Annotated in this window: 25 protein-coding genes; 7 read left to right on the forward strand and 18 right to left on the reverse strand. The window is 50.6% G+C overall.

All coding sequences use genetic code 11. The features are described 5' to 3' along the window. Nucleotides 1–2 precede the first annotated feature (2 nt). The 4 genes from glnL to GA565_RS00895 all read left to right on the forward strand — a co-directional run bounded on the left by glnL (nt 3) and on the right by GA565_RS00895 (nt 4,915). The gene (glnL, locus tag GA565_RS00880; protein WP_055773503.1) at nt 3–1,052 is read left to right on the forward strand and encodes a nitrogen regulation protein NR(II); all 1,050 of its coding nucleotides are present in this window, start codon (nt 3–5) and stop codon (nt 1,050–1,052) included. A gap of 7 nt (nt 1,053–1,059) precedes the next feature. After that, nucleotides 1,060–2,472, forward strand: coding sequence for a nitrogen regulation protein NR(I) (gene glnG, locus GA565_RS00885; RefSeq protein ID WP_045049689.1), 1,413 nt, complete (start codon nt 1,060–1,062; stop codon nt 2,470–2,472). A gap of 458 nt (nt 2,473–2,930) precedes the next feature. Continuing rightward, on the forward strand, nt 2,931–4,220 hold the full coding sequence (locus GA565_RS00890) for a CitMHS family transporter (RefSeq protein WP_152197000.1): 1,290 nt from the start codon (nt 2,931–2,933) through the stop codon (nt 4,218–4,220). 8 nt (nt 4,221–4,228) lie between these two features. Further along, nucleotides 4,229–4,915: a TerC family protein gene (locus tag GA565_RS00895; protein ID WP_152197001.1), complete on the forward strand. Its 687-nt coding sequence runs from the start codon at nt 4,229–4,231 to the stop codon at nt 4,913–4,915. Between the two features lie 99 nt (nt 4,916–5,014). On the opposite strand, the gene GA565_RS00900 is transcribed toward GA565_RS00895, so the two are convergent. The 4 genes from GA565_RS00900 to GA565_RS00915 all read right to left on the reverse strand — a co-directional run bounded on the left by GA565_RS00900 (nt 5,015) and on the right by GA565_RS00915 (nt 7,820). Then, a complete protein-coding gene (locus GA565_RS00900) occupies nt 5,015–5,485 on the reverse strand; it encodes a heme-binding protein (RefSeq protein ID WP_152197002.1) in 471 nt (156 codons plus the stop codon). Nucleotides 5,486–5,608: 123 nt separating this feature from the next. After that, complete coding sequence (locus GA565_RS00905; protein ID WP_152197003.1) at nt 5,609–6,085, reverse strand: heme-binding protein; 477 nt, start codon at nt 6,083–6,085, stop codon at nt 5,609–5,611. A gap of 76 nt (nt 6,086–6,161) precedes the next feature. Beyond that, on the reverse strand, nt 6,162–6,590 hold the full coding sequence (locus tag GA565_RS00910) for a DoxX family protein (protein WP_152197004.1): 429 nt from the start codon (nt 6,588–6,590) through the stop codon (nt 6,162–6,164). 339 nt (nt 6,591–6,929) lie between these two features. Continuing rightward, nucleotides 6,930–7,820 carry a LysR family transcriptional regulator gene (locus GA565_RS00915; RefSeq protein WP_152197005.1) on the reverse strand — a complete coding sequence of 297 codons (891 nt, stop codon included), beginning with the start codon at nt 7,818–7,820 and terminating at the stop codon, nt 6,930–6,932. 94 nt (nt 7,821–7,914) lie between these two features. On the opposite strand from GA565_RS00915, the gene GA565_RS00920 reads away from it, so the two are divergent. Genes GA565_RS00920 through GA565_RS00930 form a run of 3 tightly spaced genes read left to right on the forward strand, consistent with a single transcriptional unit; the run spans nt 7,915 to nt 10,743 of the window. Then, nucleotides 7,915–8,895, forward strand: a complete 981-nt coding sequence (locus GA565_RS00920) for a hydroxyacid dehydrogenase (RefSeq protein WP_152197006.1) — start codon at nt 7,915–7,917, stop codon at nt 8,893–8,895. 3 nt (nt 8,896–8,898) lie between these two features. After that, the gene (locus tag GA565_RS00925; protein WP_152197007.1) at nt 8,899–9,591 is read left to right on the forward strand and encodes an RraA family protein; all 693 of its coding nucleotides are present in this window, start codon (nt 8,899–8,901) and stop codon (nt 9,589–9,591) included. Between the two features lie 18 nt (nt 9,592–9,609). Then, the gene (locus GA565_RS00930) at nt 9,610–10,743 is read left to right on the forward strand and encodes an L-dopachrome tautomerase-related protein (protein WP_152197008.1); all 1,134 of its coding nucleotides are present in this window, start codon (nt 9,610–9,612) and stop codon (nt 10,741–10,743) included. Nucleotides 10,744–10,816: 73 nt separating this feature from the next. Here the strand turns inward: GA565_RS00930 and hemN are convergent, their stop codons facing one another. The 14 genes from hemN to gspG form a co-directional block, all read right to left on the reverse strand. After that, nucleotides 10,817–12,190: an oxygen-independent coproporphyrinogen III oxidase gene (gene hemN, locus GA565_RS00935; protein WP_152197009.1), complete on the reverse strand. Its 1,374-nt coding sequence runs from the start codon at nt 12,188–12,190 to the stop codon at nt 10,817–10,819. Between the two features lie 224 nt (nt 12,191–12,414). Beyond that, a complete protein-coding gene (locus GA565_RS00940) occupies nt 12,415–13,104 on the reverse strand; it encodes a response regulator transcription factor (RefSeq protein ID WP_152197010.1) in 690 nt (229 codons plus the stop codon). Between the two features lie 287 nt (nt 13,105–13,391). Further along, entirely contained in the window at nt 13,392–13,850 is a 459-nt protein-coding gene (locus GA565_RS00945) for a hypothetical protein (RefSeq protein ID WP_152197011.1), read from the reverse strand. Between the two features lie 49 nt (nt 13,851–13,899). Continuing rightward, nucleotides 13,900–14,268: a type II secretion system protein gene (locus GA565_RS00950; protein ID WP_152197012.1), complete on the reverse strand. Its 369-nt coding sequence runs from the start codon at nt 14,266–14,268 to the stop codon at nt 13,900–13,902. Further along, nucleotides 14,255–14,731: a type II secretion system protein gene (locus GA565_RS00955; RefSeq protein WP_055773473.1), complete on the reverse strand. Its 477-nt coding sequence runs from the start codon at nt 14,729–14,731 to the stop codon at nt 14,255–14,257. The genes GA565_RS00950 and GA565_RS00955 overlap by 14 nt, the downstream gene beginning before the upstream one ends. Further along, nucleotides 14,728–16,632: a secretin N-terminal domain-containing protein gene (locus GA565_RS00960; RefSeq protein WP_152197013.1), complete on the reverse strand. Its 1,905-nt coding sequence runs from the start codon at nt 16,630–16,632 to the stop codon at nt 14,728–14,730. The genes GA565_RS00955 and GA565_RS00960 overlap by 4 nt, the downstream gene beginning before the upstream one ends. Further along, on the reverse strand, nt 16,622–17,182 hold the full coding sequence (locus GA565_RS00965; RefSeq protein WP_152197014.1) for a hypothetical protein: 561 nt from the start codon (nt 17,180–17,182) through the stop codon (nt 16,622–16,624). Before GA565_RS00965 ends, GA565_RS00960 begins: the two co-directional genes overlap by 11 nt. Continuing rightward, nucleotides 17,179–17,730, reverse strand: a complete 552-nt coding sequence (locus GA565_RS00970; RefSeq protein ID WP_152197015.1) for a hypothetical protein — start codon at nt 17,728–17,730, stop codon at nt 17,179–17,181. The genes GA565_RS00965 and GA565_RS00970 overlap by 4 nt, the downstream gene beginning before the upstream one ends. Then, nucleotides 17,720–18,220: a hypothetical protein gene (locus GA565_RS00975; RefSeq protein ID WP_152197016.1), complete on the reverse strand. Its 501-nt coding sequence runs from the start codon at nt 18,218–18,220 to the stop codon at nt 17,720–17,722. The genes GA565_RS00970 and GA565_RS00975 overlap by 11 nt, the downstream gene beginning before the upstream one ends. After that, complete coding sequence (locus tag GA565_RS00980; RefSeq protein ID WP_152197017.1) at nt 18,217–18,936, reverse strand: hypothetical protein; 720 nt, start codon at nt 18,934–18,936, stop codon at nt 18,217–18,219. Before GA565_RS00980 ends, GA565_RS00975 begins: the two co-directional genes overlap by 4 nt. After that, the gene (locus GA565_RS00985) at nt 18,917–20,554 is read right to left on the reverse strand and encodes a GspE/PulE family protein (RefSeq protein WP_152197018.1); all 1,638 of its coding nucleotides are present in this window, start codon (nt 20,552–20,554) and stop codon (nt 18,917–18,919) included. Before GA565_RS00985 ends, GA565_RS00980 begins: the two co-directional genes overlap by 20 nt. Further along, nucleotides 20,551–21,726, reverse strand: a complete 1,176-nt coding sequence (locus tag GA565_RS00990; protein ID WP_152197019.1) for a type II secretion system F family protein — start codon at nt 21,724–21,726, stop codon at nt 20,551–20,553. Before GA565_RS00990 ends, GA565_RS00985 begins: the two co-directional genes overlap by 4 nt. A gap of 6 nt (nt 21,727–21,732) precedes the next feature. Next, on the reverse strand, nt 21,733–22,188 hold the full coding sequence (locus GA565_RS00995; RefSeq protein ID WP_152197020.1) for a transglycosylase SLT domain-containing protein: 456 nt from the start codon (nt 22,186–22,188) through the stop codon (nt 21,733–21,735). A 13-nt stretch (nt 22,189–22,201) separates the two neighbouring features. Then, nucleotides 22,202–22,621, reverse strand: a complete 420-nt coding sequence (gene gspG / locus GA565_RS01000; RefSeq protein ID WP_055773459.1) for a type II secretion system major pseudopilin GspG — start codon at nt 22,619–22,621, stop codon at nt 22,202–22,204. Nucleotides 22,622–22,809: the final 188 nt, after the last annotated feature.

Genomic DNA, 22,809 nt, shown 5'->3' on the forward strand with positions numbered 1-22,809 from the left:
GTATGGCAACTGGCAAGCTGCCCGATGCTGGGCAGATCCTTAATTCTCTTATCAACAGCGTTCTGCTGTTGGACGACGACTTGGCCGTGCATTACGCCAATCCGGCGGCTCAGCAATTATTAGCGCAGAGTTCACGTAAGCTTTTCGGGACACCGTTACCCGATCTGGTGGGCTACTTTTCGCTCAACATTGAGCTTATGCGTGAAAGTATTGAGGCTGGGCAAGGGTTTACCGACAGCGAAGTCACCCTGGTGGTAGATGGTCGGGCGCACATTATGTCGCTGACCGCACAGGCTTTGCCGGAAGGTTTTATTCTGATTGAGCTAGCGCCGATGGATAACCAGCGCCGCCTGAGTCAGGAACAGCTTCAGCACGCGCAGCAGGTAGCCGCAAGGGATCTTATTCGCGGGCTGGCACACGAAATTAAAAACCCGCTGGGTGGATTACGGGGTGCGGCGCAGCTGCTGTCGAAAGCGCTGCCCGATCCCTCCCTGCTGGAATATACCAAAGTCATTATCGAGCAGGCCGACCGATTGCGAAATCTGGTTGACCGTTTGTTGGGCCCTCAGCGTCCGAGCCAGCATATTACGCAAAGCATCCATCAGGTTGCGGAGCGCGTTTGCCAACTGGTCTCAATGGAAAAGCCTGATAACGTCCAGCTGGTCCGTGATTACGATCCAAGCCTGCCGGAACTGGCTCACGACCCGGATCAAATAGAGCAGATTCTGCTTAATATTACCCGGAATGCCTTGCAGGCATTGGGAGAAGAAGGCGGCACTATTACGTTAAGAACGCGTACCGCTTTCCAAATTACTCTGCACGGTGTGCGCTATCGCCTGGTGGCCCGCATTGATATTGAAGATGACGGTCCCGGCGTTCCTGCGCATCTGCAGGATACACTTTTTTACCCTATGGTCAGTGGCCGCGAGGGAGGTACAGGTCTGGGCCTGTCCATCGCGCGCAGTTTGATTGATCAGCATTCGGGTAAAGTTGAATTTAACAGTTGGCCAGGACATACCGAATTCTCGGTGTTCCTGCCCATTCGCCAGTGAGGTTCTTATGCAACGAGGGATAGTCTGGATCGTCGATGACGATAGCTCCATCCGCTGGGTACTTGAACGCGCGCTCACTGGGGCGGGTTTAAACTGCACCACGTTCGACAGCGGCAATGAAGTATTGGAAGCCATTGCGACTCAAACCCCTGACGTTTTGTTATCAGATATTCGCATGCCCGGTATGGATGGGCTGGCGCTGTTAAAACAAATAAAACAACGTCACCCGATGCTTCCGGTCATCATAATGACCGCGCATTCGGACTTGGACGCGGCGGTCAGTGCCTATCAACAGGGTGCATTTGACTACTTGCCGAAGCCTTTTGATATCGATGAAGCCGTTGCCTTGGTTGAACGCGCGATCAGCCACTATCAGGAGCAACAGCAGCCGGCACGCAGTCAACCGGCCAGCGGGCCGACGGCCGATATCATCGGTGAAGCACCGGCCATGCAGGACGTCTTTCGCATCATTGGCCGTCTCTCTCGCTCCTCGATAAGCGTGCTGATCAATGGCGAATCGGGAACCGGTAAAGAGTTGGTGGCGCACGCACTGCATCGCCACAGCCCGCGAGCCAAGGCGCCTTTTATCGCGCTGAACATGGCGGCAATTCCCAAGGACTTGATTGAGTCCGAACTCTTTGGTCATGAGAAAGGCGCTTTTACCGGCGCCAATCAGATTCGCCAGGGACGTTTTGAGCAGGCCGATAATGGCACCCTTTTCCTGGATGAAATCGGTGATATGCCGATGGACGTACAGACCCGTTTGCTGCGCGTATTGGCCGACGGCCAGTTCTATCGGGTGGGGGGCTATGCACCGGTAAAAGTGGACGTCCGTATTATTGCCGCTACGCACCAGAACCTGGAGCTGCGCGTTCAGGAAGGCAAATTTCGCGAGGATTTATTCCACCGCCTGAATGTGATCCGCGTGCATCTGCCGCCGCTGCGCGAGCGTCGTGAAGACATCCCACGTCTGGCGCGCTACTTCCTGCAGGTTGCCGCCAAAGAGCTGGGCGTTGAGGCCAAAAATCTGCATCCGGAAACGGAAACTGCGCTGACTCGCCTACCTTGGCAGGGCAACGTGCGCCAGCTCGAAAACACCTGTCGCTGGCTGACGGTGATGGCGGCGGGACAGGAAGTGCTGATTCAGGACCTGCCTCCCGAGCTGTTTGAAAGCAGTGCCCCGGAGACCGGTGGGCAAAGCCTGCCAGACAGCTGGGCAACGCTGCTGGCACAGTGGGCAGACCGCGCGCTGCGTTCCGGTCATCAAAACCTGCTTTCTGAAGCACAGCCTGAAATGGAGCGCACACTGCTGACGACCGCACTGCGCCACACCCAGGGCCACAAACAGGAAGCCGCTCGGCTACTGGGCTGGGGTCGTAACACCCTCACGCGCAAGCTAAAAGAGTTAGGTATGGAATAAGCCGGGCACGATAAAAGTGTGATCCGGAGTCGTATGAAACAGTCCTGGCCGTTAACGCCAGGGCTTTTTTTTGCCTTTAAGGCACTAACACCGCCTTGCTCATAGTTGAATTGTTTGTTCTTGCTCACAAAGTCACAACGCTTTTTCCCCCTCTCAGTTCAGCAACACTCCCACTATTTCGCCTCAAAATTGCTGAAACTGCGGATGCGAATTTTATTAAAAGTCCCTATTATCAAGGCCGGTAGATAATTTCGAACCCCTTGGTACATTTATAGTTTAATTTATCAACATATTTTGAAGTACTTATCATTCCCGCGAGGAATCTATTCATAAAACCAGATGCCATTTTTAACCCTCTGTTACTGACATAATTCATAAAAATAACCCAAAAGAAACAAACAGCTAACAGCTGTTCGAACAAAATACTTTTTATCTTCCCCCTACAGAGGAATGAAGCGATGCTGGTGACCCTGAGTGTATTGATGCTCATTTTCTTTATCTTTTGCCTGATGACCAAGCGGCTGTCGGCGCTAACAGCCCTAATCATAATTCCCACCGTGTTTGCCCTGATCGGCGGGTTTTATGCCCACATCGGCAAATACATGATGGACGGCATCAGGACCGTTGCGCCTAACGGGGTGATGATTATCTTTGCCATGCTCTATTTCATGGTGATGACTGAAGCCGGCATGTTCGACCCACTGGTTAAGCGAGTTATCAAAGCGGTAAAAGGTGACCCGGTTAAAATTTTCCTCGGCACCGTGCTGCTGGCGTTCCTCGTTGCGCTGGACGGCGATGGGGCCACCATCTACATCATCGTGCTTTCAGCTTTTCTACCGATTTACAAACGTCTTGGCCTCTCGCTGCCAATGGTGTGCTGTCTTCTGCTGCAGGTTTCAGGGCTGGGCAATATGGTGCCGTGGGGCGGCCCTACGGCGCGGGCCGCCACTTCTATGCACGTCGATATTGGCGCGATGTTTGTGCCGATGATCCCGGCGCTGTTAGCCAGCGCGGCGTGGACTTTTGTGCTGGCCTACCTTTTTGGTCGCCAAGAGCGCGCGCGTTTAGGACCCGACCTAAACATTCATTTTGAAAATGCGATTGAGGAGCAACACCGCTGCCGTGGACCAAAAACTTTCTACTTTAATTGGACTTTAACCATTTTGTTGATAATTGGTTTATGTATTGAGGTGTTGCCGCTAAGCTATCTGTTCATGATTGCCGCCTGTCTGGCGCTTATCGTTAATTTTCCGGACCTGTCGGCACAGAAAGATCAGTTGGAGCAACACGCGCCACCGATCCTCGCCGTTTCCAGCCTAATCTTCGCGGCCGGAGTCTTTACCGGCGTATTTACCGGAACCGGCATGGTGAACGCGGTAGGCAGTGCCCTGCTGAACATTATTCCGGACGCGTTAGGCCCTTACATGGCGGTAGTGACGGCGCTGCTGAGCATTCCGATGACTTGGCTGGTCTCAAACGATGTGTTCTATTTTGGCGTTTTGCCTGTGCTGGCAGATACTGCCAAACATCACGGCATCAGCGGTATTGAGATGGCGCGCGCCGCATTAATGGGGCAACCGGTACATATTCTGAGCCCGCTGGTTGCGTCAACCTATTTGGTGGTCAGTATGCTGAAGCTGGATTATTCAGAGAATCAGTACTTCACCTTTAAATGGTCTCTGCTAAGCAGCCTGATTTTGATTGTTGTTTCGCTGCTTACCGGGATTTTTCCTTTTTACGCTGCATAGAGTGTTTTATGACTTGGTTATTTGATCAATGGGACTTCATCGCCATCCTGCTACAAATCATCGTAATCGACCTGCTGTTGGGCGGTGATAACGCGGTGGTTATTGCTATGGCATGCCGGAAATTACCACCGCACCAGCGCAACAAGGCGATCGTGATTGGAACCGCCGGTGCGATTATTGCGCGCGTGGTCTTATTGATAGTGGCGGTCAAGCTGCTGGACTTGCCTTATCTGAAGCTAGTGGGCGGCGTTTTACTGCTGTGGATTGGTATCAAGCTGGTCGCTAACGAAGACGAAGAGAGCGATATAAAAAGCGGCACCAGCCTGTGGAAAACGGCGATGACCATCGTGGTGGCCGACGTGGTGATGTCACTGGACAACGTGCTGGCCGTGGCGGCAGCGGGCAAGGGCAACTATGTGCTGGTGGCGCTTGGGGTGGTAATAAGCATCCCTATCATCATTGCCGGCAGTAAGCTGGTGCTGGCAATGATCAACCGTTTTCCGTTTATTATCATGCTGGGGGGTGCCCTGATTGGCTGGATTGCTGGCAGTATGTTTGTCACCGATCCCGCGATTGCGCATTTGAATTTTGCCGCCATTAATCATTTGCCAACCATTGCCGGTGTTGTTGGCGCACTGGTTGTTCTGGCAATTGGCGTAGGTAAAAGCAAACTGGCCGTGAAAAACGGCCACTGACGCTTTTATCGATAGATGTTCTTTAACGTTAAAACCCCAGGGACTTAATCCTCTGGGGTTTTTAATTGGCGGTAGACACAACTTATTGATGATTGTTAATCACTTTAAGCTATCGGCTGCGGTCTGAGCGATCGTGATTTCATCCGGATTGGCAGAACCACTCACACCCACTGAGCCAATCACGCTGTCGTTATAAACAACGGGATTTCCGCCGCCCAAAGGCACCATGCCCGGCAGGGTAGCAATCGCAGGCTCTGTTCCATTGGCGCGTCCCATGTATTTATCGGTCGGCGTGCGGTAAAGCGCCGCCGCACGTGCCTTGAGAATTGACGAGTCAATGCAGCCTACCGGCGCGGTATCCATACGTTTGAACGCCAGCAGTTGCCCTGATTGATCCAGCACCGCGATACAGACGTTGGCATTTAACCTGCCTGCTTTATCAACCGCTACGGCGATGAGTTTATCAGCGTCGCTGCTGGTTAAAATGGCCTGCGTTGTGGTGGCATTTGCCGAGAAAGCATTCAGGCTACTTATAGAACACAGTGCAGCCAGCAGGAGTAATTTCTTCATGTAAGGTCCCTTTAAAAGTGGTAATGAGTCATAGAGAATAAGGTTATAGTTAAGTAACATTGCCCTTAAATAATGGTCGTTCACAAAATGTGAACGACACAGCTATAAAACTTTTTATTATTTTTATTGAAGTGCCGCCAATGCTGCTTTGGCTGCTTCGTTATCAACATTGCCGTCTGGCGTACTCACGCCAATCGCACCGACCGTTTGACCGGCTAATTTGATAGGAATTCCACCGGCGAAAGGTAAAATACGCGGATTACCTAATATATTTAAATTACCCTGAGAAACCTTTTGCTGATAAGTTTCCGTCGGCTGGTCAAAATAAGCGGATGTTTTAGCTTTTTCCGGTGCCAGTGCAATATTAGCGGGAGTAGCCCCGTCAAGGCGGTCAAAAGTAATAAGTTGGCCAGCGGCGTCAACAACAGCCACGGCACCGCCAATGTGGTGCGACTTAATGGTATCTTCCGCTTTTTTCAATAATACGTTTGCCATATCGCGGGTTAATACGGGAACGCGGGTAATTCCATCGTCCGACGCCTGAGTAGCAAAACTGACTAACAGCCCGGATACCAATAACGCATAGCTGAATTTCTTCATCGTAACTCTCTCTTTATTTAATGCATGATGCAGGTCCGAGAAACGTAACCCGCCTTTACAGATTCTGTTTAGATTTCTACCCCGCGCTGTTGCCTATACGGTTGGTTTTATTGAACCTAAATCGGGTGCTTATCCAGTAATCAACACTCCAGTGGCCCGGACCGTTGATAACCAGCAGGATAAACCCTGCAGCACAGGAGGCATTTTTCAACCACACAATAAGGTGTGGCAGGGTAAAGCCCTGATAAAAAAGAAAGCCGGCAATAATGGAAAAGGCGGCCATAAAAACGGAGGTAAAACGGGTCAGAAATCCGCAGGCAATGGCAATGCTGCCACCCACTTCAAGCAAAATAACTAACGGTAGAAAGAGAGCGGGCACGCCGTTCTGTGCCATAGTCGACACGTTTTCCGAGTATTGGAATATCTTTTCCGTGCCTGAAGTGAAAAATAATCCTACGGCGAGAATGCGCGCGATCACACAGGAAAAAGCCGTTAACTTATTCATATTTAATTTCGCTAGAGTTAATGTTTAAAGAAAGAGCCCCGGGTTTTTCATTGAAGGAATTCATTCACCGCAATAATAAACACGACAAAATATAGTAGCATGGGAAAAACATGTATCACCGTGAGTTAATAATTGCGGTTATTTTTAACATGCACCGAGATTTAAAAAAAGACTCAGCGAGTTATGGTTACTGATATCATTAGTTATATATCACCACGCGGGATTAATTCAAACTTGGAATAATCAGATATTCTTAAGCCAATAAACGACAGTGAATATTTCACTGCAGCTTATTAACTTAAAGACCCTTCATTTGCTGGGGTTGATTGCAGGCTGTAACTATTGATAGTCCCATATTTTTTCGGCAATCTTCACAAATTGGCGCGCCACCGGCGATAGCTCACTCCAGGAATGAAACTGTAGACCAAAGGTACGTGGCATAACCAGCAAAGGCATCGGGATTTCGACCAGCGGAATGGCATGTTGGATCTCTTCCAATGCGCGACGAGAAATAAAACTCAGCAAGTTGGTTTCGACAATCACTGAGTGAAGCGTGGCTATCGAATTTGCCTCGATCTGAATTCGCGGCGGCGGATATCCTCCCGCACGAAGGCGGTGTTCAAGCCATTGACGGGTCGCCACTTTCCTGGATGGCAGCAGCCAATTGTACTGGTCCAACTGCTCGGAAGTTGGATGAATGCCGGCCAGAGGATGATCTTTACTGGCCACCAGCACGACCGGATCGTCTAGCAAGGGTCGAGAGATAAACTCGCTGCTGGTCTCGGGTAGAAAGCCCAGAATAATGTCCAGCTGCTTTTCCCGCAGCGTGTTTTGCAGCAGGTCGTTCATGCCAACTTTAACGTCCAAACGTACGCTGGGCGCCTCTGCCAGCAGGCGTTTAGCCAGCTGTGGCAGCATGAACTCCGCCGCCGTGGCCGCCGCGCCGAGGCGAATGTATCCCGCAGTCCCTTCAGCCAACGCGCTCATGTCGCGATGGGTCACTTCCATGTCCTGCACAATTTTTTGAGCTCGCTCACAAAGTAGCAAGCCAGCTTCAGTCAAACGGATCCCTCGGCCGACCTTTAAAATCAGTCGAGTGGCGTAGATTTTCTCCAGCCTTTGAATGCATTTTGTAAGTGCGGGTTGAGTGATACCAAGGGTTATCGCGGCGCGTCCAAGATGCCCTGTGTCCTGAATAGCCAGGAAATAGCGCAGGTATTTCAGTTCCATTCCATTCCTCATAGGAATCAATAAATAAAATTCAGGCGTTATTATTTATCGTTTAACAGTGCCAATATTAATAAAAATAGCACTGGAGCAACGTATGACCTATAAGTTTTTAATGACCGCACAGGCCCTCGGCGCCGCTGGCCGCAAGGTATTGGCGGATGCGGGCTGCGAGGTTGATTACCTGCAAAACGCCGACGACGGCGGTGAAGTTGAGCATTTGATGTCAACCCGTGCTTATGACGCCGTTATCTCTCGCACCGTCACACTTTCTGCCGCAGCGATTAATGCCTGCCCTTCGTTGAAAATTATCTGCAAACACGGCGTAGGCGTGACCAACATTGACGTCGCGGCCGCTACCGCCCGCGCTATTCCCGTCCTGACGACGCCTGCAACCAATGCGCAGTCCGTTGCCGAACTGGCTATCGGCCTGATGTTGAGTGCCGCACGACAGCTGCCATTCTTTCAGCAGGAAATTGCTGAAGGCCGTTGGACCCGCAGCAGCCAAGGGATTGAGCTATTCGGCAAAACGTTGGGCCTGGTAGGCTATGGCGAAATTGGCCGCCGCGTCGCCCACGTCGCCAAGGCCATCGGCATGCGCACCGCCTTCTTTGACCCCGCAATCCCACCGGGCAGTGACACCACCGACGCGGTGCAGTACTCCTCTTTGCAAGAGCTGCTGCAAAACAGCAACGTGCTGAGTCTGCACTGCCCGGTTAATAAGGCGACCCGCCTGATGCTCAATGCCGATACGCTGGCACAGTTGCCCGACCGCGCCATCGTTATCAATACCTCGCGCGGTGAACTGATCGACGAGCCCGCGCTGGCACAGGCGCTCACCGACGGCAAGCTGGCCGCTGCCGGTTTGGACACGGTGGCCGTTGAACCACTGCCGCTTGACCACCCTTTCCGCCCGTTCAGCAATATCGTTATGACGCCGCACATCGGCGGCACAACCCCCGAAGCACTGGATGCTGTGGCGCGTTCTGCCGCGCAGCAATGTCTGGATTTCTTGCAACAGCGGCGGATCAATGTTCGCGCCTGTGTAAATCCTGAAGCTCTGAATAAAGGAGAGTAAAGAATGACTTCTCGCAGTGAATGGCCAGCCGGCTACTTTATCGGTCAACGCGACCTGGTGCCTGACTCTGCCACCATTGAGGCCTTCCGCCGCCTGCCCGTTCCGAACATCGGCGACTCAATGGGCCGTAGCGTCGGCGCTATCGGGCTACATCCGTACCACGCCGACAACCGTGTCGTGCTGTGCGGTCCAGCCCTCACGGTAAAGGTCCGTCCTGGTGACAACCTGATGATTCATAAAGCCATCGAGATGGCGCAGCCGGGCGATGTGATTGTGGTTGACGGCGCCGGTGACCTCACGCAGGCGCTCATCGGCGGACTGATGCGCACCTCGGCCTTGACCAAAAAGATTGCCGGCTTCGTGATTGATGGTGCAATCCGTGACCTGAACGAATGGGCGGAAGGTGGCATCGCGGTATACGCACGCGGTAACACGCTGCGCGGCCCCAGCAAAGAGGGTCCGGGCCAGGTCAACGTGCCTATTTCCTGCGCCGGTCTGCTGGTTAATCCCGGCGACCTGATCGTGGCCGACGTAGACGGCGTCATTGCCATCCCTTACGACGAGTTGCAGGACCTGCTGCCGAAGGTGCAAAAACACGCCCAGCGTGAAGAGCAAATTCGCGTCAACAATGCCTCCGGCACCACTGACCCTGAGCGTTTCAACAGTCTGTTGCGCGCAAAAGGCTGCCCCGTTTAATTTCCAAAAGGAGTTGGCATGAAACACGTGATAAAAACGCTAAGTTTGACGATTGGCCTGTTACTGGCAGGCGGACTGCAGGCAGAAGATAAAATTCCGCCGACGCTGCCGACGCAGCAAGACGCACGTTTACAGCAAGCAGCCACCTCGCCGCACGTCTGGAATGGCGTAACGGTCACCAAAGAGGGCCGAGTCTTCGCCTCTTTTACGCAATCTGAAGGACCGGGACTGGAACTGGGTGAAGTGGGCGAGAATGGCAAAATAACGCCTTATCCGGATGCTGAATGGAACCAGTGGAAATCGTCTGACCCCGAACACCATTTCCTGCACGTCAACGCGCTGCGTATTGGGCCTGATGGCTATCTTTGGGCGGTAGACGCCGGTAATACCGGGATTGGGACCGGCGCGAAGTCGGTGAACGGTGGCGCCAAGCTGGTAAAAATTGACCTCGCCAGCAACAAAGTCATTAAAACCTACCTTATCAAACCGCCAGTGCTTAAACCGGCCAGCTATATTGATGACGTGCGTTTCAACGGACATTTCGCCTACATGACCGATCCGGGTGCCGTTGGCCTGGTGGTATTGAATCTGCAAACCGGCACAGCGCACCGCGTACTCGACGACCAACCGCTGTCTATTGACCACGCGCCAATCTATGCCGACGGTAAGAAACTTATTCTGCCAAACGGCCAGGAAAAGCGAGTAGGGCTAGATCAGCTGGAAGTCTCTCCAGATGGCAAATGGCTGTATTATCAGGCGATCCCCGGGCCAATGGCGCGTATCGAAACGCGCTATCTTGATGATGCCTCACTGCCCGTTGATGAAGTAAACAAACATGCTCACAAGTTTGTCGATACCTGGAGCACCGGCGGTACCGCTATCGACAGTGAAGGCAACATTTATGCCTCTGATATCAACACTCGCGCCATCAAACGTATCACCCCTGAGGGTAAAGTCTCGACGGTTGTTTCCGACCCGCGTTTGGTGTGGATTGATGCCATGTGGGTAAGTCATGGCGCGCTATGGATGCCCTCGGGGCAGATAAATCGCACACCGGCGACGACCGGCGGAAAAGCGTCAACGGTCGAGTACCCGGTCAAAATTTACAAACTGCCACTGCCTATCAAGCCGTCACCGCGAGACCATTCATAAACTATAAATAAAGTCGTGCCTGCGCTTTTGTGCGCGGGCACATTCAATAAATTAGAAACAAATCAGGAAAAAATCAGATAACGCGGGAAAACTGACGCTGGCGAAGCTGCTGGCGGAGGTAAATATCAAAACACATGCAGATATTGCGAATAAGCAGTCGGCCCCGTGCAGTCACCACAATCCGGTCAGCTTCCATTACGGCTAATCCGTCTTCTATTAGCGGTTCCAGCAGTCGCAAATCTTCGGCAAAATAGTCCTGGAAAACGATCCCGTATTGATGTTCAACGGTGGAGAAATTCAGCTCAAAGTGGCATATCAAGGCTTTTATCACGTCGCGGCGCAGGCAGTCGTCACGGGTCATTGCCAGACCGCGCCAAAGCGCATGCCCACGCTGCTCGACCTGCGCATAATAGGTTTTCAGATCTTTTTCATTTTGCGCGTAGGTATCACCGATCATACTAATGGCCGACACGCCAAGCCCCAGCAAATCGCTGTCGCCTTGGGTAGTGTAGCCCTGAAAATTGCGGTGCAGCTCGCCTTTCCTTTGTGCGACGGCCAGCTCGTCCTGTGGGCGGGCAAAGTGGTCCATGCCAATAAACTGATAGCCCGCCTCGGTCAGCGAAGTAATACTCTGCTGCAAGATTTTCAGTTTGTCTTCCGCACTCGGCAAGTCGTGGTCTTTAATTTTACGTTGAGCGGCAAACAGCGTCGGCATGTGGGCGTAATTGAACACGCTCAGCCTGTCGGGATTTAACAAAGCAACGCGCTGTAGCGTAAGCGCGAAACTTTCTGGCGTTTGCTTGGGCAACCCGTAGATCAAATCGATATTGGTGGAACTGAAACCCAGAGCCTTGGCACGTGCCATCAGCGCAAAGATGAAATCCTCATCTTGCACCCTATTAACCCGCCGCTGGACCTCTTTATTAAAATCCTGAACGCCCATGCTTAAACGGGTAAAACCCTCATGGCGTAAATGATCCAGTACATCCAGCTCGATTTCTCTGGGATCAAGTTCCAGCGACATTTCGGCGCCGGGTAAAAAATCGAAGTGTTGTCGCAACAGGCCAACCAGACGCGTGATTTGCGATTTGTTCAGATAGGTCGGCGTTCCCCCTCCCCAGTGCAGCTGACTCACTTTGCGGTTTTTAAACAGCGATGCGCGCTGAACAATCTCTTTTTCCAGCACGTCTAAATACTCTTCGGCCTTGTGCTGCTGACGGGTTACCAGCTTATTGCAGCCACAGAAATAGCAAAGCCGGTGGCAAAAAGGGATGTGTACATAAAGAGAGAGATGACGCTCAGGAAAACGCGAGGTGGCCTGTTCAAACGTATCGTTACGATACTCAGGACTGAACTCCAACGCAGTGGGATAAGAAGTATAACGAGGTCCAGAATAGTTATATTTCTTAATCAGCGCCATATCCCACTCAATGACCTGTGCTGGCATGCCGACTCCCTGCTGTTGTTAAAGTTATGTTGAGTTATTCAGTGGCGTTTACCACGCTTTGACGGCCGTCGTACTGGAAGAGAATGCCTGGGCGGCCTTAAAGCACTGACTTTATGAAGCCGGGACTTTTGTCTCGACAGGCGTTTTAGTCTACATACTAAACAAACGATAAAACATACCAAGAATAGGGCTATCGCCAATACAATGATATTCATCAATGAAACCTAGAAAGAAACGTTAAATAGTCGAGTTTCGGTCAAAAGGCAATAAAGCTGGCAGTCCGAATTAACCTCTAGTTTACTCATCGCTCTAAGCTTGTGGGCGCTGACCGTTTTGATACTGAGATTCATTCGGTTGGCGATGCTGGTTAAATTCAGGCCCTTACACAGCAAGCGCAGAACTTCCATTTCTTTGAGTGAGACCTCTCTGCCGCTGCTATCCTTACCCTGGAACAGTGATTTCATCATACCCTTTTCAATATAAACTTCATTATTCAATACCGAGATAATGACCCGCTCCAGTGTTTTCTCACAAATGTCCATACTGATATAGCCCGTGGCCCCCATTTCAAGAATGGTGCGCATCAGACTAGGGTGTTTATAGGGTGAAATCACAATAATCTTGAGATTGGGGTACTTCTTGGTCAGCCACTTGATTAACGCATAGCCGTCCAGTGATGAAATTGGATTAGTATTTTCTTTGGTACTCAGTGAGTAACCCAAAATAAGCAAGTCAACGTTATTACTTGAAAGAATATTGACCAACTCATTGGGCGTTGAGGTATCGGCAATAATATTATACCCACTGGTGGGGTCGCTACTCAGTTGCTCGCCATAATGCATATTATTAATAAGAGAAACAACGCCTTTACGAACTAACTTTAACTCATCTGCTATAACAATATTAATACACATAATCACCCCATTAGTGTTTTAGCATAAACCAATTTTTAAAAAACAATCCCTCTATGTTATATAAAATAAAATCTATATATTACGTTGGTTTTCACAAAGCGCTACGATATCGGAATAATGAGCGGCGGGTCATTTGATTATTTAATAAAATTCAACTAAAATCACTTATTAAAATAAATGGAAATTATAAAAAATATAATAGAAGCTGACAGATTCCTCGCTTCATTATACAAGAATGTTTCGCTAATCACCCTATAAGATAAGTCTTGTTTATAGGTAGAGGGGTATTATTTTTTACATTGGTCAGGTAAAGGCGCTGCTGGATCTTCATCTACTTTAAATATCCATTCCTGATAAGTCTTTGCCTTGCTAAACTCTTTGTCTTGTTCAGAGAATCCCTCTTTTTTCATGGGTCGCCTCTGGTCTGATGAATGAACGCCAATCCAGCGGCCTTCACTGTCGAATACTTTGATCCACCCCTTTTTGGGCATGAACGGATCGAGATATATTTTTCGTAGATGATACACAGGCTTTAGGCCGCGATTATCCGTCAGCAACTGCGCAAAATCCTTCGGGAAACAGCCTCCTCTTTTGGAAACATCGTCTTCAGCATTGATATTATCCGAGCCGCGATAGTGGTTAATGGCCTCTCGAATTTGATTACCATTAAACAACAACTGTGTCTCCTGACGTTGTCGGAATCGACTGGCAATCAGGTCCTGACTTTTAAGCAGCATAAAGGCCATAATGCTTAGCCAAATCAGTAATAATAAATAACTGAATCCGCTTTGCGAATTACCACTGCGCATACTCGGTCCCGTCAGTTGATTTCAAAGGTGAGCCACTGTGTACATCAATGATTTTTCCTTCTTCATTTTCCTTGAGTACCCAGCTCGTGCGTTTATCCGTAATAGGGTCAAGCGGAAGCTGACGTAAATATTGCCGGTCAATCAGTGATTCCAATGAACCAGGATAGTCGCCATTATCTCTGAGATAATCATCCAGGCTGAGGCGCAATACGTTTATATTATGTTTCAACACAACTTCACGTGCCCTTTCTGTCTGCTGAAAATATCTCGGCACGGCAATCGACATCAACACGGCAATAATCGCCATCACCACCAACAGCTCAATTAAGGTAAATCCTTTTTCACCACTGCGCATAGGGTATCCCGTTTGATCCGACCAACGTGCTGCTTGAACGAATATCGTAGACATCTTTCCCACCATCGAAATTACCCGGTTCGGACGTTGAACTGCGTAATTTCCAAGTTTCTTCGTTGCTTCGCCCCTCACAGTCACAAAAGGGATCGCGTGGAATATGTCGCAGTAGATAAATCTGTTTTTTATTGGCTGCCGTTTTTTCTACCACCCCTTTGCTCAGCACGCTTAGTTCCTTGGGATAACCCAGCTCATCGGCCGTTTTGGCTACCAGCCCGGTCAATGTGAGCTTGTGATAGGCATCAAGGGCCTCGCGGATTTGTTGCAGCGCGAGTGTCAGCTCCTGCTCTTTTTGTCTGGTGGCATATTTACCCACCGCGGGCAGCGCCGCCGCGGCCAACGTTGCCATAATGGTCAGCGTGACCATCATCTCTATAAGCGTAAAGCCTTTCTGGCGCTGACTCATAAATCGTCGGCCTGCATTGCACCCGCGTACGGATCAGGCAAGGCGGCGGGCATCTGTGAAGCGGGTGCCCGCGCGGGCTGATCAAACCTCTCGGTGTTGAGTTTTATTTTACCCTCTGAGTGCAGGATATTATTCTCTGCACCGGGCATATCCTCAGTGCCAAGTTGAATGGTGCTGATATGCGCACCGGGTAAATCGATATTATGTTCAAGGTGTGGAGTGATGAGCAGGATAACTTCGGTTCGGTTGCTGCTGCGGTCAGTGCTACCAAACAGCCCGCCAATCAGCGGAATATGACTTAACCACGGTAAACCTCGCTCACCGCTTGTTTTATCCTGCTTAATTAAACCGGCGAGAATTTGTGTTTCCCCATTCTCACTGCTCAACACTGTTTTTGCCTGCCGATTGGTGGTTTTAAAATAGGTAGCGTCGGGGCCTGATGGTACTTTCTCACCGAGATTACTGAGATCAAAATCAACATCCATGGTAATAGTGCCATCCAGGCTGATGTCTGGAGTAACCACTAGCTTCAGGCCCACTTCGTTATACTCAACTTTACTGGTATTACCGTATTGGGAGAGTGTGCTGGTGACTACCGGGATTTTTTCACCGATGTGGATTTCGGCTTTCTTACCATTTTTCACTCGAATACGCGGATTAGCCAGCACGGTAGATTTGCTCATCAACTCTTTAATATTTAATGATATACCGTTGGTGCTGCCAAAGTTTACATAGAGGTTGTTGGCGGTCAACGCGTTGAGCTTAATGCTGGAATCTGAAGGTGCCGAACCATTATTTTCGTTATCAGAAACTGCGGGTTTACCTAAACGTAAGCCAATTTGATTGGGGTAATCGATGCCTAAACTTTTGGCGTCGCTGGTCGACACCTCCAGAACCTGCACCTCCAGCGTGACTTCTGCATCGGGACGGTCGAGCGTCATCAGCAGTCTTTCCGCCATATCCACGGTCTCGCCAGGCGCACGCACGGTGATAGTATTGGTGCGCTCATCAACGTGAATATCTTTTATTTTTAGCATGTTACGCAAGGCTATGTTGACGTCTTTAGCTTTGGCGTAGCCCAGGAAGAAGGTTTTAACCTCGATATTTTTATAGGTTTTATCCTTCGACTGACTGGCCGGATAAATCAGCAAGGTGTTGCCGTTGAGCACTTTCTTCCTGAGTTGATTAGTCAACAACAGCAGGTTAATGGCGTCTTCAGCGGTCGTTTTATTGGCAATAATGCTGGCCTTGGCGCTCACTGACACGTCGTTATCATAAATAATATTCACGCCGGTCATTTTCGAAATGGTATTGAAGATGTCGATCAGATTATGTGACTGAAAATTAAGCGAGACATTTTTCTTCATCTCGGCATTCATTTTTTCATAGGGCACATTACTGGATGAAAGCTTACGCAACAGGTGGTCACGCAGTGCTTTGCCCTGCGGCCAATTCGGCTCCTCTTCCAATACCAACTGAATCTTCTGGAGTGCACGTTCTGGGTCCTGAACCGCCAGCTTTTCAGCCATCAAATAGGTGGAATCCAGAGCGCGATAATTACTTATCCGCCGCAAACCCTGCGTTGCACGGCTGTTTCCTGACTGATAGGTCAGCACCGTGCGCCAGAGCTTCGAGGCCTGTGCATACTGGTTGGCTTTCAATGCATCCTCGGCCTGCGCCAGGTACATGTTGACCAAAATACTGGTATCAATCTGCTCGCGGCTTTTTAGCTCAACGTTGTCAGGATCGGCAGCGCGCTGCTTGGACAACTCGCTAAGCGAGTTGACCAGGGTCGTTTGTGGTGTCTCTTGCGGCTTGGCAATATCGTCGGTTTTTTTCACCGCGCAGCCAGCTAACAACAGGAGACTGATGGCTATCACCAGAGGTTTTTTATTTAACATTTTTATATTTTGCATCTTTAAAAGTTGGCTCATATTTCATGTCGCCAAGGGGCAAACGCTGTTCGCGCATTTGGGGTAACCAAAGAAACGTAAGACTGTCGGTCGAGACGCTTTTTAACTGCCAGTCTTTGTTTAGCGGCATACCTATCCAGACGCGCTGAGGAGCGCGGCATTTTTTACAGATAATCCAGTGTTGGCTGCCCTGCTGAAGCATCAGCGCACGCTGGCCGTCACTCCACCAGCTGCCCACCAGGTTGAACGGCAAACGGGGCACCAATGGCTCCTGCACGATGGCAACCACCGGGGCTTTATGCATCGATTCCTGCTCAGACGTTGGCTTAAGCGGCTTAGTGGCCGACGGGAAAAGATCGACAAAGCCCTGTTTTTGCAGCGAAGAGGCGGTAGGCGAAATGTCCACCGCGGAAGGCGTGGCCGCGCGATGAACCACAGCAAGCGGTATCGGCTCATCGGCTTCGTCACCAAGCAGGCTATAAAGTACCAGCGCACAGGTTGCTAACAGGGCAATTTGCAAATAGCGAGGGAGTTTCATTGATGTACTCCAGCGACGGTGACTCGCAGCATAATCTGTAAATCGCTGAGGTCGGGATGTGAACGACTGAGGGTGATAGTGTTAACTTTCACTGGCAGCGTTGCCGTAAGTTCACTCAATGCGTCATAAAAGTGTCGATAATCGCCTTTCATGGGTATATCAAGCCCCAACTGTTCCGGGCTGGAGTCACTTGCTTCAATAAACTGATAGCGACTCTCCTGGGCCATCAACTGATGCTTGCTTAAAATGTCGAAAATCGCCTTAACCTGCTGATATTCAGTAATGCTCATATTGTTTTGCAGAGCGGCCTGCTCCGGCGCAAGCATCGGTAAAGGGACACCAAGCTCAAGACGAATGTCCTCAATGCTATGCTCAAGGTGCGTATTTTCCGGACTGAGTACGGTGCCAAGGAAAATCAGTGCCCCCAGCCAGCCAACAAAAATCAGCAACGGCAGCGGACCAAGTCTTTGATAAAGCGAGCAGGCATACCAGCGCAGCCGCCCAGTCAAAGCTTGCATATCGAGTGTTTCCCCCCAGTTAATTTTCATGGCGAAACTCCACGTTAAGTGAGGCTTTGACTTTCCAACGACCTTTGGGGGCGGCTTCAGTGGCGTGACTTTCCAGCTCTACCTTGTTGGCCACTTTCTGTAAACGCGCGGTAAAGTCCAGCAGGCTGTTGAGTGAGTCGGCCATCACTGTCAGTCGTGCCTGATGCTGTGAGTTGTCGATTTCCAGTGAAACAAGGGCAACGTCGTCACGCATTGCTGTGCCTAACAGCTGCAGCGGCAGCAGGTCCGGCGTCGATTTTTCCGCGCCGGGCAGTTGACGGTGGAAGGCTTTTTGGCTGAGGCGAATTTTTTCCGCCGCCGCTCTGTGCGCCTGCAGTTTTGTCTGTACCACATCGAGTACTTGGTGATAATGCTGCTTTTCGCTTAATGCCTGCTGCATAAAATATCCCAGTGGCAAAAACAGCAAGATTGCTGCCAGAGAGGCTTTTATCGCCCAAGGTGGCGAAGCGCTAAAATGTAAAGTACTCATACTTTTTCTTCTGCCGGAGTGGAGAGACCAAAATACTGCGGGTGATAATCGCCAGAACAGGTGTTAATCACGTGACAATCCAACTGAGGTAATCCCGCCAGGCGGTTGGCTATTGCCAACTGCGCCTGGGGATCGGCCGCCGGCAAATGCAGGCTAAAAGCGCTGTGCCACTGGTTTTCAAAGCGAAGTACAAAGCTGCTTTGCACGTCGCCGATGCAGGCAAACAGGCCGCGGGTTCGCGAGGGCGTTTTTTCACTGTGCCAAAGCAAATCAAACAGACTGCGGCAGCCGATAAAACGCAGGCGGCAGCGCAGTGCCATTGCGCGGTAGATATCGAAACTTTCTTGACTCATCAGGGCGGCAAGACCGTTTTTGCCATAGGCAAAGTCGGTAAACGCCACCCGCATAGGGGGAGATAACTGCCCCTGCTGCTGTTGATGGAAAGCTATTGCATACAGATTGCGCTCGTGGGGCGTTTTCACGCCCTCGTGCCAGGGAATAATCAAATAATGCAGCTGGGAAAAATCGAGAATAAATTCAACACGGTCGACGAAAGGCAGTCGAGCGGGAATGTGACTAAGAAGTTTTTCGAGGCTTGCAGCCCGTTCAGACTCATCTTCCACGATAATTTCGCAAACCTGTCGCTGAGCCAGAAAAAGTCGTAGCCGTCGCGGATGGACAAAAATCCGCCACAGATTAGTGTATTGAAATAACACGTTTCACTTCCTGTAGGGTGGTGAGTCCTTTGCATGCGGCATCGATAGCGATATCTCGCAGGGGGATGAATCCGTCTTTCAAGGCGGTCTCTCTTAAGTTTCTAATCGACGAGCGCGCCAGCATGGCCTCTTTCATGGCATCACTGAAAAACAGCACTTCTGCCAGCGCTAAACGACCGTGATAGCCGCTGTCGCGACACTTTTCACAACCGCGCCCCTGAGCCCAGACGCCTCGTTGCAGCTGTTCGGGGGTCAGATTCCAGTCTTTTACCTGCTGCGCATCGGGGTGCTTCTCTTCACGGCAGTGCGGACAAATTTGGCGAACCAGCCGCTGTGCCACCACGCCGTTCAACGCCGTTATCAAACTGACAGGCTCGACCTGCATATAAAGGAAGCGTTCGAGTACGCTGAAAACGCTGTTGGCGTGTACGGATGACAGCACAACGTGCCCGGTAAGCGCAGCCTGAACGGCAATGCCCGCCGTTTCGCTGTCGCGTATTTCACCCACCAATATGATGTCCGGGTCATGGCGCAAAATGGCGCGAAGCCCGCGGGCAAAGGTCAGCCCTTTCTTATCATTAACCGGGATCTGCAAAACGCCGCTGAGCTGATATTCAACCGGGTCTTCAATGGTGATGATTTTACTCTCACCGCTGTTCAACTCACTGAGCGCTGAATACAACGTGGTGGACTTACCGCTGCCTGTCGGGCCGGTCACCAGCACCATGCCATAAGGCATGTGGGTTAACTGACGGATTGAATCCAGCGTTCGTTGGTCAAAACCCAGGGTTTCAAGGCGAAGATTTTGCTCATGTGACTTGTCTAAAACGCGCAGCACCGCGTCCTCGCCGTGAATGCTGGGCATAATCGACACGCGAAAATCTACCGGGCGCTGCTGGATAAGTGCTTTGAAACGCCCGTCCTGCGGAACTCTTCGCTCAGAAATATCCATACAACCTAATACTTTAAGCCTTGAGATAACCTGCTCAGCCTGCTGAGTGCCGTTGCAGCGCGTGATGAAATGCAGGACGCCATCGATACGATATTTCACTACCAAACCGTCATTAACGCTTTCAAGGTGAATATCGCTGGCGCGGCTTTGCAACGCATCAAACAGGGTGGCATTCACCAGTTTGATGACCGGACTTTGCTCGCGTGACAGTGACACCAGCGAGATATCGGTGAGCAAATCGTCCGCCGAGTCTTCGGACTCCTGCTGGCCGAGATGGTCGGTGGTGCGCTGCTGGCGAGACAGTATTTCAAGCTGCCCGGTTATCCACGAGGGCTGACAGAGCCCCAGCTTATCGGTATAGCGCTGCGCCCATTGCCGCAGCGGCAGGGAGAACGGATCGCTGAGCAGCAAATAGCTGCTGTCCTTGAACCTGAGCGGCAAAGCCCCGTGTGAGAGAGCCTCGGCAAGCGGCAAGTGGGTGAAATCAAGTTCTGCACCCGCGAGCTGCTCAGCATTCAGTGGATAAAGTCCAAAAGCCGCGGCCAAAGGATGCAGTTTTTCTGGATAATCGCGTAGAAGCTGTTCGAGATGCTCGCAACGTTGCGCACTCTCCTGCGTTAGCCAAAATTGAAAGTCTTCTACTGTAGAATCAATGAACTGTGTCATGACAGGCTCCCCGCCATCTCGAAGATAGGCATATAAAGAAGAAACACCACCATGCCGACCATACCGCCGACGAGCAGCATCAGCACCGGCTCAAACACTTTGCTGAAGGTTTCGATAGCGCGCTCCAGACTCTCGTCATAAAACGCCGCAATTCGCTCACACATCGCGGGCAGCTCACCGCCGCGCTCGCCAACGGCAAGCAACCGCGCGGCAACAGGGGTAGTCAATTGATAATTATTTAACGTCTGCGACATCGCCTTTCCCTCACGGACTTCACTTAATACCCGTTTGAGCCTTGGCCAGTAGCTGGCAGGCAGCAGCGTGCCGGTCATCTCAAGCGCGTCTACCGCCGGCATTCCGCCCTGCAGTAATAGGCCCAAGGTGCGGTAAAAACGGATCAAAACCGAAAGCTCAAACTGCGCCCGAAGCTGCGGAATGCGCATTAACACATTCATCATCACGGCCTTCATTGCCTTACTGCGCAGCAACACCACCAGCGCAACCGTCGAAATCAGCGTTGCGACCAGCAGCAACAGTCCATGCTGGGTAACTAACTTTCCCCACCAGACAATAAACTGTGCGCTAGAAGAGGGATTCTTCATGCCGGCAAATACCACCGAAAAGCGTGGAATAATAAAACCGAGTAAAAAGAACATGATAAGAGCACCCACACTGAGTACGACGCACGGGTAGAGCAAGGTAGAGCGGATGCGTTTACGTAAAATATCGATGCGTTTTTCATAAAACTGAAAGCGGGTCAGCGCGGTCGCCAGCTGTCCGGTTTGCTCCGAAGAGGCAACGGTACTCACCAATAGGGCAGGGAAAATGTGCGCCTGGGCGGCCATTGCCTGTGAAAGCTGACACCCCTGATACAGTTCCTGCAGCAAGGAGAACAGAACCTGACGCTGAAACTCTTCCCGGCAGCTTTCATGCAGAGCTTCAATGGCTTCGACCACCACTAATCCCGCCTCAAGCAGCGCGACCAGTTCTTGCGTAAACAGCACTAGCGGAAACGGCTTTTTACTGCCTTTCCACTGCTGGCAGGCTTTAACCTTAATAACTAAAGCCCCACCCGCCGCTGCGTTTATTCTTGCTTCATCGGCCGATTTGCTCCGAATTCGCTGTATAGAGCTCTTACCGTTAAGCAATAAAGTGACATCAAAGGTTTTCATTCACACTCACCGAGGTTTGGCCGTACGTTGTTCAATCAAGCGCTTATAGTGCGGCCAAACGCGTTTAACATAGCGTTTACGCAGCCCGGCATTCTTGGGCGAAAGTCCTGCGTTATAGGCACCCACGGCTTCCCAGCCATAGCCTTTTTGGCGAATAAAGCCCGCCAGGATCCATGCGCCACTCATGACGCTTAAACAGGGATTTTCAATAAGCTGCTGCTCGGAAATATTAAATCTATTCAGCGTCGGAATATTTCGGCTATTAATCTGCATTAAACCAATATCGTAACTGCCGTCTTTATTTTTACTTCGTGCCGCTGGATTTAAATTAGATTCGACAATTCCAATGGCCTGCAGCAGTTCGGGTTCAATCCCGTAGCGATCGCCCGCCTCTTGCCAGCAGTGGGCATAGGTCGGTGAGCAGAAAAATAAAAATGACCAAAGAAGAATTAATTTGCACATTATCGGGCCAAGGTTAGAAACCGTAGTTCAGGGACTTTCCGTTGATACCCATTGAAAATATATCAACCTCGTAAATGGCATTCTTGTCTTTGGTCGGGTTATTCCACTGGTAAGCATTCCCCCACGGATCGTTAGGGACTTCCTGGCTCAAGTAGGGACCGCGCCAACCTTTTACACCGCTGGGCATATGAGTCAGAGCTTTCAGCCCTTGGCTTGCTGTCGGATATTGGCCCACATCGAGACGATATTGACCCAACGACTCGGAGAGGGATTTCATTTGGCTACGCGCGGTCTTTTGTTTGGCCTGATCGACCTGCGAAAAAAGTTTCGGGCCAACAAATCCGGCAAGCAGTGCGATAATCATTAAAACAACGAGAAGCTCAAGCAACGTAAATCCGCTTTGTGTTTTATGTTTTAAATTCGTTAACTTCATAAAATCCTCAGGTGAGGTGAATAATGAGATAAATATGATAATTATATTTCTCTCTGCTATTTTTCAGCAAAGCCGTAGTCGATAACAGGGGAAGCCTCTTTGAACAACCGAGAATTAACTCAGCCATCTAGAGAATATTCTCAAGTTCTGGCCGCTTTATAATCCACAATATCCATTTCAAATACAAA

The sequence above is a fragment of the Rouxiella sp. S1S-2 genome, from assembly GCF_009208105.1.
Lineage (GTDB): Bacteria > Pseudomonadota > Gammaproteobacteria > Enterobacterales > Enterobacteriaceae > Rouxiella.